The organism is Akkermansiaceae bacterium (assembly GCA_017798145.1).
GTDB lineage: Bacteria > Verrucomicrobiota > Verrucomicrobiia > Verrucomicrobiales > Akkermansiaceae > Luteolibacter.
In genome coordinates this window covers 2,567,020-2,583,471 of sequence record CP059069.1, presented here as the reverse complement: position 1 = coordinate 2,583,471, position 16,452 = coordinate 2,567,020, and the positions used below count along the sequence as shown (strand labels likewise).

General features: G+C 63.0%; 8 protein-coding genes. 4 read left to right on the top strand and 4 right to left on the bottom strand.

Annotated features, from left to right (window positions below; genetic code table 11):
• Positions 1-67: 67 nt before the first annotated feature.
• The 4 genes from HZ994_11045 to HZ994_11030 form a co-directional block, all read right to left on the bottom strand.
• A complete protein-coding gene (locus tag HZ994_11045; protein ID QTN32842.1) occupies positions 68-1,345 on the bottom strand; it encodes a hypothetical protein in 1,278 nt (425 codons plus the stop codon).
• Positions 1,300-2,277: a hypothetical protein gene (locus HZ994_11040; protein QTN32841.1), complete on the bottom strand. Its 978-nt coding sequence runs from the start codon at positions 2,275-2,277 to the stop codon at positions 1,300-1,302. The genes HZ994_11045 and HZ994_11040 overlap by 46 nt, the downstream gene beginning before the upstream one ends.
• A 182-nt stretch (positions 2,278-2,459) precedes the next feature.
• Positions 2,460-3,137 carry a PEP-CTERM sorting domain-containing protein gene (locus tag HZ994_11035; protein ID QTN32840.1) on the bottom strand — a complete coding sequence of 226 codons (678 nt, stop codon included), beginning with the start codon at positions 3,135-3,137 and terminating at the stop codon, positions 2,460-2,462.
• 19 nt (positions 3,138-3,156) lie between these two features.
• Positions 3,157-4,392 carry a TIGR02597 family protein gene (locus HZ994_11030; GenBank protein ID QTN32839.1) on the bottom strand — a complete coding sequence of 412 codons (1,236 nt, stop codon included), beginning with the start codon at positions 4,390-4,392 and terminating at the stop codon, positions 3,157-3,159.
• A 138-nt stretch (positions 4,393-4,530) separates the two neighbouring features.
• On the opposite strand from HZ994_11030, the gene HZ994_11025 reads away from it, so the two are divergent.
• The 4 genes from HZ994_11025 to HZ994_11010 all read left to right on the top strand — a co-directional run bounded on the left by HZ994_11025 (position 4,531) and on the right by HZ994_11010 (position 16,419).
• A complete protein-coding gene (locus HZ994_11025) occupies positions 4,531-9,672 on the top strand; it encodes a hypothetical protein (protein ID QTN32838.1) in 5,142 nt (1,713 codons plus the stop codon).
• A gap of 152 nt (positions 9,673-9,824) precedes the next feature.
• A complete protein-coding gene (locus HZ994_11020) occupies positions 9,825-10,586 on the top strand; it encodes a hypothetical protein (protein QTN32837.1) in 762 nt (253 codons plus the stop codon).
• 59 nt (positions 10,587-10,645) lie between these two features.
• On the top strand, positions 10,646-13,762 hold the full coding sequence (locus HZ994_11015) for a hypothetical protein (GenBank protein ID QTN32836.1): 3,117 nt from the start codon (positions 10,646-10,648) through the stop codon (positions 13,760-13,762).
• Positions 13,763-13,776: 14 nt separating this feature from the next.
• Entirely contained in the window at positions 13,777-16,419 is a 2,643-nt protein-coding gene (locus tag HZ994_11010) for a fused MFS/spermidine synthase (GenBank protein QTN32835.1), read from the top strand.
• The last annotated feature ends 33 nt before the right edge of the window (positions 16,420-16,452 follow it).

Sequence of the window (16,452 nt, the reverse complement as noted above, 5' to 3'; positions counted from 1 at the left end):
CAAGGCGCGAATGCGAAACTGCGGGCGAAAGACGCCAAGCAGGGCGATCTCCGGAGCCCGGCGCGCCCTAGAATGCGCCGTTCAGCTTCCTCCCGACCCAGAAAACGCCGAGGAGGAAAACCATGACGGCGAGAGTGGCCCAGTGGGACCAGAGGGGGATGCGGTTCTCGAGCGGGCGCGGCTCGGGGAGTGCGTCGATCTCCTTGATCAGGTCGGGGAGCTGGTCCGGCAGGATGCTGCGTCCGCGGGAAACCTTGGAAATTTCCTCCAGCACGCCGGGGCGGGCGGGTTGGCCGGTTTTCTCGATGTCAACGCCCTGCGCGAGGATCGTGGTCTCGGTGGGTAGATCGGCGGCTCCGGAGGCGATGGCGCGGAGTTTCCACTCACCCGGCAGATCTACCCGAAACCGGCCGGTGAATGCGCCCCACTCGGAGTCGTTTTTCTGGAGCTCGATGCGCTGGGATTTCCCATCCGGCGAAGTGATGTCCACCACGATGGCCCCCTCCTTGAGCGGAGCCCCGTTCGCATCGAAACCGTTCGCGTTGAGCGTGACCGTTGCGCCCGGCTCGGGCCGCTCCGGGGTGAAGAACATCCGCACGCGCTGTCCGGCGGCCATGTTGCGCTGGTAGCTCATCCAACGGGCGACCTGCCCCCAGAAGCGGTAGTGATAGAGATCCTCCACGCCGCGCCGCCAGCGCCATGCGGAATCGATGCCCATGAACAGGACTTTCCCGCTGCCCGCCGCCTTGGTGACGAGCAACGGCACCTGGCCGTAGGGGCCGCGGCGGTTCGCATGGACGGCGAGGACTTCGGTGCCGCCCTTGGCGCGCACGACGGGGGCGTGCCAGAAAAAGCCGGGGAGGCGTCGCCAGATCTCCGGGTTTTCCTCCTCCGAATCGCCGAGCATGGTCAGCAGCGAGGCGCGGCCTTCCGTGGTCAGGTTCAGCGGGGTGGCGAGGCTTTCCGGGAAACCTTCCTTGCTCTTGTCATCGAGGGTGACCGGGATCAGGTCGGAGAGATCCGTATCCAGGAGGGTGAACTGGTTGCCCTGCGGCCCCGGAAGGAACACGACCCCGGATGCCTGGTTCTCCACCAGCCCGCGGATCTGCGTGCACTGTTCCGCCGTCAGCTGATCCGGGGCCATCCCCACATCGCCGAGGAAAACGACATCGAACTTGGAGAGTTCCTCCAGGGTTTTCGGAAATTCCGGGATGTAGTCAAGACCCTCGGCAACACCGAGCTCGGGGCGCAGGAGCAGGCAGGAAAGCTCCACGCCCGGATCGCGCTGGAGGGCGTTTCTCAGGAAACGGAATTCCCAGCGCGGCAGGGTCTCGACGACCAGCACGCGTATCCTTTCCGGTAAGTAATGGCGATGGTGAATTTCCGGGAATTGTTGGCGGAGACCAGCTCACCGTCCTCCACCGGGACGGAAAGGTTAAGGGTGGAGACACCCTCTTTCTCAAGACGCCAGAGGATGGAATCGTAGGTCTCGGAATTCGGAGGCAGAATGATGTTCTTCGTGCGCTCGCGCCCCGCAGCATCGCGGAGGCGGACGATCGTGCGCACCTGCCTGTCCAGCGAGGAGCGGATGGTGAAAGGGATCTGCACGTTTTCGCCGACGATCCCGTAGGTAGGTGCGGTGACGGACAGAAGGTCGAGGTCGGGCAGGCGCGTCTCGCTGCCAACCGGGATGGTGAAGATCGGCACACCCCGGAGTCGGTATTTCTGCGCCGCCCCGACCGGCGGGGCGCCGAGATTGAAATCCCCGTCGCTGAGCATGACCACGGCGCGGAGGTTGTTTTCCTTGTCCAGAAGCTCGTCTAGCGGGGTGCCCAGATCGCTGCCGTTCGAGCCGCTCTCGGAGGGTGTGGCGTAGGGCTTGCTGATCAGGTCGTTGGCGCCCCCGGAGCGCAGCGGAGTCCACAGATCCGAATCCAGCGCCTTTTTCACCCAATCCCCGCGAGCCACGATGGCTCCCGACTTCGCATCCCCGGAAAGGGCTTCCGGCAGCTCAGCATCGAGGGTGTTCATGGAGCCGGAATCGTCCCACAGGATGGCGATCTTCGGCTTGGTGGTGGGGTTGATGACAGTGCGCCACTCCGGCTGCCAGAGCAGGAGCACCACCAGCGCGGCGATGAAAAAGCGCAGGATCTCAAGCGCCGCCGTCCGCGCGGGATGCGGGCTGCGCTTCCAGGAGAGGAAGCAGAGGAACGCCACGCCCAGAATTGCGGCGATGCCTAGCCAAAGTGTCAGCGGGGTGGGGTTGAGGTGAAGCAAAAGGGGAGACGGGTCGGAAGTTGGCTATTTGCTAGACCATGCGGGCTGCCAGGGCAAGCGGCGATGGAGCGGGGATTGAAATGCACCGCCAACACTACGTCAGGCACGAACCCGTAGATTTCAGGTGAAATCATATTTGCCTTGTGAAATCCCATCGCCCTGCAGCAAGCGATGAGGACGGTTCACGCCCGTCTACGGGACAAGAGGGCAACGGTGCCGAACACCGCGAGCAGCATGCTGCCGGGTTCCGGGACGGCAACGGCTACGAGACGAGATTCTGGGAAACCAGCCGTAGAATCCAATGCAAGGAAAAGGCCGTTCTCGTTATCGCCAGGGACAACCATTCCGTAATCAGAAAAAGAAGGCGCGTGAGGGTTCTGCTCGAAAATACCGCCTAACTCATAAGCTCCGGTTGTATCAAAATTATCCCCGACCGATAGACCTGGAAACCAGAAAAGCGAAAATTTCCTACCGCTTGCGACCTGATTGAGGCCGGTGCCTATGTCGAATGTTATCAAGTCATCAAGTATGCCGCTCACAGGAATGGTTCCTACCGCGATGATACGATCACCGCTGCTCAAGAGTGTATTGACTGATAATGCAGTGCTAGACCCGAAAGCAGCGGCGGTCGCACTTGCGTTTGCGATGGTGACAGATGTTCCGTCGGTCAGCCCTCCCGGCAAATTTCCATCGTTATTCTGGTCATAAATGATTGCCCAAGCCGAACTCGAAGCTGGATTCCCGATCCCGCCCGAAGTGTTCAGTTTGTCGACGTAGAGCTGGGCTGTCGTAGCCCCATGAGAAGCAACGCAATGCGAGAGGGTGGTCAATAAAAGAAACGTGAATGGCTTATGGTTCATAAAACTGATGTGGATGATATTAGTAGCTTGGCGTATTGATCCAATGTGAAGTAACTCCGCCAGCCGTATTGTATTTCCTGACGATCAAACCGGCACTGGATGGGATTATGACATTGTTCTGGGATGATTGCGTGGCGTCGCCAACCTTCACCCACTTGTCCACAAGATAATAGTAAATGGCGTCAACCGGCCTGTTGATCTGTGGGATAGAGTTGTTGTAGACGAGAAGCTGGTCGCGTCGCGCTGCGGGAGATGTCCCTGAACTTGCCGTGAAGGCGCCAGACTGAACAATGTTCAGATCCCAAAGGGAAACGTCAACGGGGCGAGGGATGGCCACATAATTGTCATTGCTACCAGCACCCAAAGGCCTGGTGGAAAGGGCGATTGATTGGTTGTTGGTCACAACATCACCGGATACCCTAAGGATTGTCGAATGGGTTACGGACGGGACATGCCGTATGGTAATGTATGTATCCGGGAAAATGATTGTTTCTCCTGGAGGAGTGACGCTACCTGCGACACGCACCCATAAATTAGTGTTCCGATTGATGTAGAAAATATCAGTGGAAGGCCGGTTAGTGCCTAAGGTAGCGTTGTTTGGAAAAAGAATTTGTGTCCTCCTGCCGGATGGAGCGGTTCCAAGCGATGATACGATCGCATGCCCGTTGGGCACCTGGATTCCGGATTCTGGATCGAGCGTCCAGGATGTGGTGGCTTGTGCGGGGGGAAACAGGGAGTCGAGGGTCCAGTAGCGGGCGATGACGAGGCTGTTTCCGGAGAGGACGCCGGTGAGGTTGTCGCCGTTGAGATCGATGGTGAGGGTGTTGGCGGTGTTGGCGGTGATGTCGTACCAGCGACCGTCGCGGGTGCCGCCGTCGAATTTCACATAGTGTGTGCCGAGGGCGCCGGGGTTCAGGCTGCTATTGGAGATCGTGAGTGTAGCTGTTTCGCCGTCGCCTGCCGTCACCGGGGCGGATGCGAGGACGCTTTTCAGGCTGCCTTCGGCGCGGAAAGGAACGCCGACGATGGTGTCGGAGTTGGTGAGACAGGTGATCTTGTTGAAGCCGATGGGATCGGTGTAAACAGGCGCGGACGGAAGAGCCTGCACAATGAGAAGCATTGCGGCCGCAACGAGTGCCGGAGGGCGGGATGTTTGTGACGGATTGATCTTGCGCTTGGGTTGTTGACTCTCAAGTAAGGGGAAAAAATGCGTGTGCGAGAAGAAGAAAATTTCCCAAAAGGGACGGAAAGGCAATTACGATCTTGTGGTTCCCGGGTAATTGGTAAACACATGTGTAGCAAAAAGGCCTTTCGCAATTCCTGGCGTTCTCTAGGTATTTTTTGCGCTTCGGCACTGGAAATCGAATAAAACCCCTGTCATCAGCCGCACCCGATGAAAAAACGACCCTCGGCGCTCGCCGTCGCTCTCCTCCTCTTGCTTGCCGTATTCCTGCTGCGCCTCCGCCAAGATCCTGCGGGGGAAAACCAGGGGGAACCGCCTTTGGCCGCGAACGAGCGGCAAGCCGCTGCTGGACAAGCCGCCGTTCCGGACGCCGCCTTGGCGCAACGCCTCTCCCCGGAGTCCTGGGTGCCGCCAGCCGTTTTCAGCCGGACGGGCGCACCAGCTCCCCAATTCGATTTCCCGCGAGGCGAGAATTTTTCCCGGCGTTACCACGTGCCTGTCAGCCGGGCGCTCCCTCGCGGGCTGGGCACACGCGAACCCGGCGTTCTCGCGTTGACTCCGGAAGACGGGCGGACACATCTGCTGCCCGGGGAGATCGACCTCCACACCCGGCTTGCCCGTAGGATGGTTTTCGATCCCGCTGCGCTGGACGCCGTATTGTCGGGGGAAACGGTGCGCGCGCTTGCACCCACCGTCGGGGATGAGGTGCTAACGCTTGAGTTCCACAGCGTGAAAACCCGCTCGGCGCGGAGCCACACGTTGCTGGGGCGTGTTGTCGGCGAGGAGGAAAGCAGCGATGCCCTGCTCGTGTACCATGACGGGGTCATCCATGGCTCGGTGGCACGCTACTCGGCCGCCGCCGACCAGCATCTGGAATACCGCATCCTCGCAGACGGCCACATGATGGTGCGCGAGCTAGACCCCGCGACCATGACGGCGACCTGCGGAAACGGCCCGGCGACCGAAGCAGAGGCTCTGTTTGACGGGGCTTCGGGGGAGGGGCTGGAAATCATCCCACAAAACGAAGGTGAGATCTCCGGGGACACCGCTGGTTGGAGAACGATCGATATCGTTGTCGGCTATGACGCGGGAGCCCGGGTGGAGGACGGGGGATATACCCAGATCGAGGCACGCATCATCTCCTCGGTGGATCGTATGAGCGCCGCCTTCGCAAACAGCGCGATCACGAACACCGAGCTGATGCTCCTCGGCACCGTCGAAGATCCGTTTTACGTGTTCCCCGGCAGCTCCGCCGGAAACATGGGGGAGGAACTCGGGAACCTGAACAATTTTTCCGACGGCATACTCGACACGGTTTCGGGTTTTGCGACCACACTCGGGGCGGACATGGTTTCCTTCGTCACCAGGGAAGCCGACGGCAGCGCTGGCATCGCCTACCGCCCGGGGCGCAGCAGTATCACGGCGCGGACTTACATGACATCGACCCGCATCACCTTCGCCCACGAGGTTGGGCACAACCTGGGCTGCGACCACAGCTGGGGCGATTCCTCACAATCCTACCATACCCACTACGGCTGGCGCCTCGAGCCACCCGGACTCACCCGCGTGCGCACGATCATGGCCTACGACTGGGGCTGGGGAAATGGCCACCGAATCCCCTATTTCGCGAATCCGAATGTCAGCTACAACGGTGCCGCCACCGGCACGGTGAACGGCTACAACGCGACGGGCGACGCCACAGCGGACCAGCGTTATGTAACGGGCGGGCTGGGCTACACCGGCTCCGATCCGAACCGGTCCGGCTTCGACGGAACAAATGCGAATCTCGCGGCGAACAACGCGAACACGATCAACACCGGCGGAGGCAACGGCAGTTATGGGGCGACAGTGGCCTCGAACCGGGCGGTGCGGACGGCCTTCAACGTCACCAGCCCGCTTTCCGGTGCGGAATGGCCGCGCGTATCGGCTCAAACCATTTCCTTCAACGGCGGGGACATGGATGATCTCTTCAGCATCACCCTCTACAAGGGCGGATCCCTGGTCAGCACCATCGCGAGCGGGCTCAACCCCGCGACCAGCAGGAATTTCGCATGGACGGTTCCCACAGGCTTGGCCTCCGGAACTGATTACATGATCCGCGTGACACTCACCGCCCCGGGGGGAGGTAACATCCGGACAGCCGACAGCCAGCAATTCTCCATCACCGGAAACCTGCCGCGCATCGTTTCGCATACGCCCGCGGCGTCGCCATCCGCTCCCGCCCCGGTCACACAACTCATCCTGAGTTTCAACGCGCCGATGAATCCCGCTACATTTTCCGTGGCGCAGGACATCGTCTCCTTCACCTCCCCCACCGGAGCCTCGCTCCTTCCCGCGATCACCGGCGCGGCATGGTCGAATTCCGACACCACCCTGACGGTGAGCTTTTCCGCCCAATCCACACCCGGCCTCCATCGGATGATCCTCGGGCCGAACATCTCGGACATGCAGGGCAACCCCATGGATCAGGATGGTGACGAGATCCCCGGCGAAAGCCCGGACGACCGATACACCGCGGATTTCTCCATCACCCCGCCTCCGATCTACCTGGCTTCCATGGCTGCCGATCCCGGCTGGAGCCTTGATGCCGGCTGGGCTTTCGGACAACCGACCGGGCAGGGTCAGGATGCGTACGGCAATCCCGATCCGACCGCAGGCTTCAACGGGCCGAACGTGATCGGCTACCGGCTTGACGGCGATTACGAGGCAAGCCTGCCCACCACTCGCTGGGCGACGACACCCGCCATCAACTGCAGCGGGCGCGAAAACACCACGCTCACATACCGCCGCTGGCTGGGCGTCGAGAGCTCCCAATACGACCGCGCTTTTGTACAGGTCTCCAACAACGGCAGCACCTGGACAACGGTTTGGGAGAATCCGGCATCAACCGTGGACGATGGCGCATGGGTTTCCATCCAGCATGACATCTCCGCGGTAGCCGACGGCCAACCCACCGTCTTCATCCGCTGGGGCATCGGGCCGACGGACAGCTCCTGGCAATGGTGCGGCTGGAACCTCGATGAGGTCGCCGTCGGCGGCGATGCGAGTCCCTCGCAAGGCGTGTTGGCCGTCACCCCGGCGGGCGGTTTCTCACCCACCGGCCTGGCCGGCGGCCCCTTCTTACCGTCCTCGCAGCAATACACTCTGGAAAACTCCGGCACCGGCAGCCTCACATGGACTGCCGTGAAAACGGCAGCCTGGCTGGACCTCAGCTCCACCGGCGGCACCCTGGCCGCGGGGGCGTCCACCACCGTGACCGTCTCGCTGAACAACGCCGCCAACTCACTGGCCATCGGCAGCCATGGCGATACCATAGCGTTTTCCAACATCTCCAACGGGACCGGAGATACCACCAGGCCGGTCAACCTCACGGTCGTCGGCCCGGGCACCCTGGCCGTCGGCCCGGCGGATGCGCTGGATGCCTCGGGAAATTACGGCGGACCCTTCAATCCGGCATCCAGGGAATACACACTCGGAAATCCCGGCAGCACAAGCATCGACTGGACGGCTTCGAAGGCTGCGGATTGGATCAGCCTGAGCGCCACCGGCGGAACGCTGGCACCAGGTGCCGAGACGACGGTGACGGTCTCCCTCAGCGCCGCAGCCGACGCATTGGACACCGGCTCCTACGCAGATTCGGTGTCGTTCACCAACACCACGAACGGAAACGGCGACACCACCCGCAATGTATCCCTCACCGTTGATCCCATCCCTGTGGGCGTCACGCTCGGTGGCCTCACCCGCAGCTATGACGGCTCGCCGAAACCGGTTTCCGTGACGACCTCACCGCCCGGCATGGCCTATTCCATAACCTACGGCGGGTCGGCCAACCCACCGACGGACGCCGGAATCTATCCCGTCGTCGTCGCGATTACGGAACCGAACCACAGCGGGGGAGCGGCGGATGACCTGCTCATCGCCAAGGCGCAGCAGACGATCACCTTCGCCGAGCTTGATCCCATCGGCGCCGATGAGCCACCCTTCGCGCTCACGGCCACCGCCGGCTCGGGGCTCGCGGTTTCCTACACCAGCTCCGCGACAGCCGTGGCCACGGTCGCCGGGAACATCCTGACTCCGGAAGGGGCGGGCACCACCGTCATCACCGCATCACAGGCCGGAGATGCGAACCATGAGCCCGCGCCATCCGTCCAGCGCTCACTGACCGTTTTCCAGACCGATCTCGCCGTGGCCTTCATCCACGAGGCATTCGAAGACACAAACGCCACTCTCACGGGTAACACCGCTGGCAGGGGATTGGTGGGCACATGGCTTGGAAGCGGGGCCGTCGCGGCGGGAAGCCTGGACTACGGAAACCTACCGGCGGGAACCGGCGGGAAAGCAAGCATCTCCAGCCAGAACGGATACGCCTCCACCGGCACCACACTGGCTGCCCCCGGCCTCATGGACGACGGGGCGACCCTCTGGTTCAGCGTTGTCGTCCGCACGGGCAGCGACATCGCCACCAACGGCGATTTCGGCTTCGCGTTCGGCACCGATCCCATCGGCTCCGGCAACAACCTGCCCGTGTCAAACGATGGCACAGCGCTGGGTTTCACCTTTAAGAACAACCAGCTCAGGGCTTCCGCCTGGGAACCAGCCCTGACACGCAGCGGCAACAACAGCGGCAACGGCGCGGCTCCGGAGTCCACCTATCTTGTTGTCGGGAAGTTCACCTGGGGGGCGGGAACCGACACGCTCCAGATCTACAACGTCGGCACGAACCTTGTCCTCGCAAACCCGGTATCGACATGGTCGGGCGCGATCGACCAAACGCTCTTCGACACGATTTCATTCGGAGCCAAGGGAGCCAATCCAGCGCATGGCATCGACGAGATCCGTTTCGGCGCGAGTTATGAGGCGGTCATCGGCCTGGGCGCAGCGGATCCCTACTCCGCATGGGCGGGCGGGGATTTCTCAGGAACGTTCACGGAAACGGCACCCGCCGCCAATCCCGACGGGGACAAGCTCACCAACCTGCAGGAATTCGCATTCGGCACCGATCCGACGCTTTCCGAATCCGGACCCATCACCTTCGTCCCCGGCGGGGCGATCACCTCCCCCGGCCTCCCGACGCTGATGAACCTGGCGCCCCCCGGACAGGCGGATGACATCCGCGCCGTGTTCGCGCGCCGCAAGGATCATGCGGCCGCCGGCTTGGTATATGCGGTCGAATTCAGCGGCGATATGGGCTTGTGGACGGCAAGCGGGGCAGAGCCCACCGTTCTCACCGATCCGAACGGCGCGGGCGACACCGAGGTGGTGAGCGTGCCCTTCCCCGCGCTGGTGCCACCCGCAGTGGGCCTGGAAAACATCCCGCCTAAGTTCTTCCGAATCGGCGTGTCCGAGGAATAGGCCTTCCGTTCCCCACAGGTTTTTGAAACCCTTGGCAGGGGTCGGCTAGGCCGGGCCGCTGCGATGAAATTCAAGCAAGACTGGTGATGCGCTCATCCGAAAGTAATCCCAGCCAGGCTCCGTATCGGACGGCTCGAAAGGAAATGACGGTTTTGAGGCGCTTAACCCATGGATTTGTTCTGCTCGCCAGTGCGGTGCTGGCGCAGGGCGAGGCCATGCCCCCCACCGCCGGGGAAAATGAGCCGCCGCCCTTCACCGTCACCGAAAAGGAGATCCAGATTCCCGGCGTCACCATCGACCGCAACACCCTCGAAGTCCGCATCGCGGCCACCGTTTGCCTAACATCCGGCATCCTCGAATACGTCGTCTGCAAGCCCGGAACCTTCGAGCACGAGGCGATTTTCACCACCACCGCCAAGCCGGAACTCGTCCACGCCGCCCTGTTGCTGGCTGGGCTGAAGCCGACCCAGCTGATCCCCGGCCTGACCGATCTGTGGTGGGGCAAGGCCATGGAAAACAAGGACTCCCGCGTGAATATCGATGTGGAATGGCAGGACGGCGCGGAGAAAAAACGCGCGAGCCTCTCCTCCATGTTGCGTGACCGCCAGGAAGGCGGCGGCAAGCCGGCCAAGGATGCCTGGGTTTTCGCGGGCTCCGTCATGGTTCCACACCCGGTCACGGGCGCGCGGCAATACGCGGGAAACGCCAGCGGTATCCTCGTCGGCATCTGGCCGGATCCCAGCACAGTCATCCAATACGGAATCCCCAGCGAAAACCCCTACGAAAACAGCCATAACGGGCTGGAAATCGACGAAAAACATGTTCCCGGACTCGGCACCGGAGTGACGCTTGTTTTCTCAAGGCAGTTTCCCGAAAAAGCCCACGCACCCGTGGAAAGGGACAACCCCCGCTGACTCGGGCGTTGATGGATAGGCGTCGAGCCGATAGAACCCCACCTGGAAAGACCATGAAGATGACCACGAAAATCCAAGCCGCGCTCATCGCGCTCATAGCCCTGTCCTGCAACGCGGGCGCGGCGGAGGACTATTACACGGAGGCTCCCCAGTTCCACACATGGCCGGATCCGGCCGCCGCCCGCTACGAGATCAGCCGCATCGGGCCCATCGGGATCGGCCTGGAGCTCATCCAGCCGGCCTTCACCATGCGCATCAGCAACGTAGAGGAAGGCTCGCCCGCCGGCCTGACCGGGCAGCTCAGGAAAGGCCAGATCATCGAAAGCATCAACGGACAGGTGCTCAGGGATCGCGACCCGCGCGTCATCCTCGGCGACTGGATCACCGAGGCGGAGGCCAAGGACGGTGTCCTGAAAATGATGGTCAAGGACGACCCGAAAGCCGCCGCCCGAGAGGTGGTCGTGAAAATCCCGGCGCTCGGCGCCTACGGCGAAAATTGGCCGGTCGATTGCCCGAAGTCCGCGAAAATCATCCGCAACTTCGCCGATTTCCTCGCAAAGATCGACCAGCCGAACTACGGCGCGGCGCTCTTCCTGCTCTCCACCGGCGAGCAGAAAGACCTCGATGTCGTCACCCGCTGGTTCAAGGACAAGCTCCCCGCCGACATGGCGGGCTACCCATGGGACATCGGTTACGCGGGCACCGCAGTCTGCGAGTACTACCTGCGCACCGGTGACAAAAGCGTCCTCCCCGCCATCGAAAGCATGGCCGCCGAGCTGACCCGCACGATCTACAACGGCGGCTGGGCCGGACGCGGCGGCGCCCCCTACCGCTACATGGCCGGCGGCCACCTCAACGGCGCAGGCGTGCACTGTGTCACCTACCTGATGCTCGCCAAGGAATGCGGTGTCAAAATCGACGATCACACCTTCGATACCGCGCTGGAGCAATTCTACCGCTTCGCCGGCCACGGCAACGTGCCCTATGGCGATGGTTTGCCGGAAGGCGGTTTCGTGGACAACGGCAAGACCGGCGGCTTGGCCTTCGCGATGGCGGCTGCCGCAGCGCTCACCCCCGAGGGCGAGGATTCGGTCTATGCCAAGGCGAGCAAGATCAGCGCCACCAAAAGCTTCTACTCCACCTCATGGCTCTTCCACGGCCACACCGGCGGCGGCATCGGCGAACTCTGGCGCGGCCCCGCGATGGGCTTGGTGAAGGATGAGCGGCCGGACCAATACCGCTCTTTCATGGAAGGCCGCCGCTGGATGTACGAGCTGGCCCGCACATGGGACGGGGCCTTCGGATGGCCCAGCGGATGGAATGTCAGCTACGGCGACACCGGCCACAAGCAAGGCCGCGCATGGGGGAACTACATCCCGCTCATCTACACCCTGCCGCTCAAGAAACTCCGGATCTACGGCGCGCCCAAAACCGAGTTTTCCAACCCATACAAACTTCCGGAGCGTCCGTGGGGAACCGCCGCCGACGAGGTTTTCCTTTCCCTCGCGCCCGGCGAATACGCTCCCGGAAAGGCCTTGGATATCTCCAGGGAGAAGCTTGTCACCCATGCTTCCATGCCGCTGTCGGATACCATCGGCGATCCCAAGATCAGCGACGAAGACCTCCTCGCATACGCCCACCACATCGACCAGGGGATCCGCGACACCGCTTCGCGCGCCATCAACATCGCGGGCCGCACCCATCTCGTCGTGCAGCTCCTCAAGTCCGCCGATCCCCGCGGCCGCCGCGCCGGCGTGACCTGCCTCACCGGAATGTTCAAGGGCCCGGCGCTGGAGGACGGCAAGCTCACCGACGAGATGTTCGCCCTGGTCGCGGGCATGATCAACGATCCGGAGGAATCGTGGTGGGTCGTCGAGGGTGCCCTCAACGCCATGGGCCGCGCCCGCCCCGAACTGATCGATCCGCATGTGGAGCGGCTTTGCCAATGGCTCGAGCACGATGACTGGTGGCTGCGCAAGGGCGCGATGGTCGCCCTCACACCCGTCGCCACCGACAAGCGTTTCTACAGGCAGATCCTGCCCGTGGTCGGGGAAATGATCGCCAACAACGAGCGTGCGGTGGCGCTCCAGCCGGTCGGCGGCATCGTGGCCAAGCTCCAATCCGCCGATCCCGAGGTGCAGGGATACGCGGTCCAAGTACTAGGTAAGGCGTACGTGGATTTCCCCACGGAGCTGGCCGCCCCCGGCGGGCAGGATCTTTCGGAAGGCGTGTCCTACCTGCTTGATGGCATCGCGGCGAACCTCGCGGAAACCCCCGGCGGCTTCGACCAGCTCTTCGATGTCGCGAAGAGGCGTTTCCCGGAGGAAAGCCTGCCGCACCGGGACATATTCCTGGAGGCGGATTCGTCGAAATTCGGGCCCGAGGTCAAGGGTGCGCTGGTGCCGATGATCAAAAGCAAGCTGATCCCGGAATACATCGCGGCGAACAAGCCGAAGCTCGATGCCGAGATCTCGAAACACGCGCCCGCGGCCACGGTGGAGGGTCTTGTCGATCTTTACCAAAGGGCGGGCATCGGCGACTACGACTGGAAGCTTTACGGCCCGGAACGAAGGGCGATCAAGTGGGACTACCACAGCTTCGACCCGCAGGACGGGAAGCTTTGGGAAAACGGCTGGAGGTATCGTCCGGTCAAGTGGCCCGCAGGGATGGAGAAGTGGTTCGAGACCGGGTTCGATCCGAAGGCGGCCGGCTGGAAAACGGGCTACGCCCCTTTTGGAAGCACCGCGGGCAAGCTGGAGTTCCCCGGCAAATGCGATGCCGGATTCTGCGATTGTTCCTCCCCGCTCAAGACCCTCTGGGAAAAGGAAGTGCTCATGATGCGGGCGGAAATCGAACTGCCGCCGCTCAGGCAAGGCCATGCCTACCGCATCCTCGTCGGCGGGCGCAGCCACGTGAACGCGGGCGACGGATCGGACATCTGGATCGACGGGAAATACATGGCGGCAAGGCGCGTCCAGGAGCCGACCCTAACGGGAGTCGGCAAGCGCCAGGGCGGCAAGCCATGGGGGGCGATCATCGGCGACGAGTTCCGCCCCGAATTCGAGGACGGGAAGATCATCCTCTCCGCCACCGGCTTCATGAACTTCCGCAACGGGAAATCCAACCGCCAGAGCTTCTGGATCGAGGAGATGAAGCTGCCGGAGGTGGCTGAGTAAAGGTCGCTCCGAGCATGCTCAAGACATCGGAAAAAACAAACAGGGGGACGGCGACCGCGCCAGCCCTCGGGCTGGTGTTCCTTTCGGGCTTCGCGGCGCTTGTCTATCAGGTGCTGTGGATGAAGCAGATCGGCCTGCTTTTCGGGAACACATCCCATGCTGCGAGTGCCACCCTCGCCTCGTTCTTCCTGGGGCTTGCGGCAGGCAGCTGGGCGCTCGGGAGTAGGGTCTCCACCGCCACGAACCCGATGCGCACCTACGCCTGGCTTGAGCTGGGCATTGCCGCCACCGCACTCCTGTACTATGGCATCATGGCGCTTTACCACGCCATCTACCCGGCGATCTATCAGGCGGTGGGCACAGGCGGATCGCTGACAGTCATCCGCTTTGCGCTGTCCCTCTTGCTGGTTTTCCCACCGGCCTTCTGCATGGGCGGCACCATACCGGCGCTGGGCCAGTGGATGGTGCGCGAGAAAAGCTCTTTCGGCAAAACCGCAGCACTCATGTACGGCGTGAACACCCTCGGCGCGGCGTCCGGCGCGGTCTTCGCCGGATTTTTCCTCCCCCTGTGGATCGGCTTCAACGCGACCTGTGCGCTGGCCATATCCGTCTCGGTGGCGGTGGCGCTCGTCGCCTTCCGGCTACCCCGCGCAGCGGTGGTGAACGGGACGAGTGAGCTTGCCGCGACCCCGGTGGACGCCCCGGCGGAAACCGTCTCCCGACAGGAACGGCGGCGCATGGAGCGGGAAGGCAAACGCCCCAAGGCCGTGAGCATCCAGGCGGTATCCGCCGCCCCGCAAGCCAGCGGCCGCGGAGTCATCCTCTGCCTGTCCTTCCTCTCCGGCTTCGGAGTGCTCGCGCTGGAGGTTCTGTGGACGCGGTTGTTCTCCCAGGTGTTGGAAAACTCGGTCTACACGTTTGCGGCCATCCTGGTGGTGGTGCTGGTCTGCCTTGCCATCGGTGCGCTCATCAGCTCGTTCGTCGCACGGCTCAGGTTTCCCCCCATCCTTGTCCTGACCATGCTCCTCCTCGCCGGCGGCGGAGCCGTGCTGGCCACCCCCCCGGCCTTCCTCGCACTGACCAACGGGATGCAGATCATTTCCTCGGCGGGAAGCTGGGGCGGATATGTCCTGCTCATTTTCCGCAGCGCCTTTCTCGTCATCGGCCCGTCCGCGATCCTGCTCGGCACGGTCTTCCCGTACCTGATGAAAGTGGAGGAGCGCCATCTCCAATCGGCCGGCCTCTCGCTCGGCAAGCTCGCCGCCGCCAACACCATCGGCGCGGTGCTCGGTGCGCTGCTATGCGGTTTCCTGATGCTCGATTGGCTGGGGATCTGGCGCGGGATGCAACTGGTCGCGGTCATCTATCTCTTCGCGGCACTCATCCTTCCGCTCGGGTGGGACGCGCGCAGCCTCGTGACGAAGGCGGCCTGCGGCCTCGCCCTCCTCCTCGGCCTCGTCCTCCCAAAGCCCGGCAACATGCCCCTGATGAGCGCCGACCCCCTCTCCTCGGTCGAGGAGACGCTCATCGAGGCCTGGGAGGGCGGCGACTGCACCGTCTCCGTCACGGAAAGCGAGCGGGGCCGGGCGATCCGCATCAACTCCCACTACAGCCTCGGCTCCACCGGCGCTTACATGCAGGAAAAATTCCAGGCGGATCTCCCCCTGTTTGCCTACCCGGAATCCGAATCCGTGTTTTTCCTCGGCGTCGGCACCGGGATCACCGCAGGCAGCGCCCTGGGCCCCATCCATGCGAACGTGAAAAGGATCGTCGCCTGTGAGCTTGTCCCGGAAGTCATCACCGCCGCGAAAAAACACATGACCGATTTCCGCGGCTTCGACACCACCGGCGGCCTTTTCACCGACCCGCGCGCCACCGTGCTCATCGAGGACGGCCGCCACCACCTGATGGCGACCAACGAGAGCTTCGACATCATCAATTCGGATCTCTTCGTTCCCTTCCGCTCCGGCGCGGGCAGCCTGTACAGCCGGGAGCACTTCGAGGCCGCGAGGGAACGGCTCACGCCGCAGGGTGTCTTCGTGCAATGGCTGCCGCTCTACCAGCTCACGGAATACGAATTCTCCATCATTGCCAAAACCATGATCGGGGTCTTCGGGGAGGTCACCATGTGGCGGCACAACTTCCAGCCGGGCGATGAGGTCGTCGCTCTCATCGGCCGCCGTGCGGGGCAAGCCCTGCCCGCCAGCGCCATCGACAGCTCTGCGGACAAGCTGTTTGCGGTTTCCGGAAAGGATCACCGCGACATCCAGCACCTCAGCCTGCCGCTCAATCCCCAGACCATACTGCTTTTCTATTGCGGGAACCTGACAGAGGCACGCACGCTCTTCGCGGGATATCCGGAGAACACCGACGACCGGCCCGTCATCGAATACATGGCTCCCCGCACCTACCGCAGCTCCGGAGCCGGAGCCAGTCCGTGGTTCACCGGTGCGCGCTTCGCGGATCTCGTCGGGAAAGTCCACGCCCTCTGCCCGCCGGGAAAAGATCCCCATCTCGCCAACCGCAGTTCCGAAGACCGCCGCCTCCCCCTCGCCGGCCAAGCCCTCCACCGCGCCCGCATCGCGGAGGCCGCCGCCGACATCCCGGCCACGGTCGGAGCCTGGGAGGAGTTCGTCACGGAGTGGACGGACCGCTGAACCCAGCCGATCCCGGGCCGAACCGCATTGCAA